The following is a 1,662-nucleotide window of genomic DNA, read 5'->3' on the forward strand; positions in this document are numbered from 1 at the left end:
GACCAGCGCAGCATTCTGCTGCGTCATCGTGTCCATCTCGGCAACGGCCTGGTTGATCTGGCCGACGCCCAGCATCTGCTCGCTCATGCCGTGGCTGATCTGCTCGATGAAGTGGTGCACCTTGTCGACCGCCGCCTGCGCCTTGTCCATCGCGGCGCGGGCGTTGTCGGTCTGCTGGCTGCCGGCGGCGACCTGCTCGACCGAGGCCTGGATCAGCCCGCGGATCTCGCGCGCTGCCGAAGCACTGCGCTGCGCCAGGGCCCGCACCTCGCCCGCCACCACCGCGAAGCCGCGGCCCTGTTCGCCAGCGCGCGCAGCCTCGACGGCGGCATTCAGCGCCAGGATGTTGGTCTGGAAGGCAATGCTGTCGATGACCTGGATGATCTCGCTGATCTTGCCCGAGGCTTCGCTGATGCCGTGCATGGTGCTGGCCAGGGCCTGCACCGCGTGGCGGCTTTCCTCCGCCACTGCACGCGCGCTGCCGGCCTGCTGCGTGGCCTGGGCGGCCATGTCGGTGCTCTGGCGCAGCGTGCTGGTGATTTCTTCCATCGACGAGGCTGTCTCTTCCAGGCTGCTGGCCTGGGCTTCGGTGCGCGAGGACAGGTTCTGGTTGCCTTCGGCGATCACCGCCATGTCCTGGCGGATCTGCATCACGCCGTTGCGGGCGTCCCGCACGACCGACATCAGGTTCACGTTGAGCTGTGACAGGGCGCGGGTGAAGGTGCCGATCTCGTCCGCGCGGTTGCTGGTGAAGGCCTGGGTCAGGTCGCAGCTGGCCATGCGGTTGGCATGGCCGAGCAGGCGTTCCAGTGGTTCCAGCGTCATGCGGCGCAGCAGCCAGCCGCTGAGCGCGACGGCCGGCAGGACCATCGCGACGGCGCCCCAGCTGCCCACGCGCTGGCCGAGCTCGCCGGCCAGCAGGCACCAGGCGCCCATGGCCGCGCAGATCAGCCACATCCGGCCCGCCAGGCTGGGGTGCAGCAGGCGCATCAGGCGAGGCAGTGGCCGCAGGTCGTGCAACTGGCCTCTTTCCAGCCTGAGCTGCGGCTTGGCCGCGCGGGCGTCGTCGCGCATGCGCAGGTACAAGGCCTCGGCGGCTTCGATTTCCTGCCGGCTGGGCTGGGTGCGCACCGACATGTAGCCACTGGGCTGGCCCTTGTCGTCCAGCAGCGGCGTGACGTTGGCCATCACCCAGTAGTGGTCGCCGTTGAGGCGCCGGTTCTTGACCATGGCCGACCAGGGCAGGCCGCTTTTCAGCGTGGCCCACATGTCGCGGAAGGCCTCGGCGGGCATGTCCGGGTGGCGGATCAGGTTGTGCGGCTGTCCCAGCAGGGCTTCACGCGTGAAGCCGCTGACGGTGATGAACGCGGCATTGCAGTAGAGGATGCGCCCTTGCAAATCGGTGCAGGAGACCAGGGTTTCGCCATCGGGAAATGGGTATTCCTTCTGGGTGACGGGATGGTTGATTCGCATGGGCCTGATCTTTGCGTTGGAGTGCCGGGGTGGCGGGGTGCGTCCTGACGACCGGACACAAGCTTGGGCACGACGGGGCGAAGGCCAAATCTGCTGTCGCCATTGAATGAGCTTTCATCGGAAGGGAATTCCCGGAAATGAAGCCCGAACACCCGCTGAATCCCCGCCAACCACTCGCCGCTTGCGCCA

1 protein-coding gene is annotated in these 1,662 nt (G+C 67.4%); it reads right to left on the reverse strand.

The window, feature by feature from the left end:
• The coding region (locus FKP22_RS29570; RefSeq protein ID WP_141291782.1) for a methyl-accepting chemotaxis protein at positions 1-1,473 on the reverse strand (1,473 nt) is incomplete at its 3' end.
• Positions 1,474-1,662 lie beyond the last annotated feature (189 nt).

Origin of the sequence: Ideonella azotifigens, assembly GCF_006519715.1 — a bacterium.
Lineage (GTDB): Bacteria > Pseudomonadota > Gammaproteobacteria > Burkholderiales > Burkholderiaceae_C > Ideonella > Ideonella azotifigens.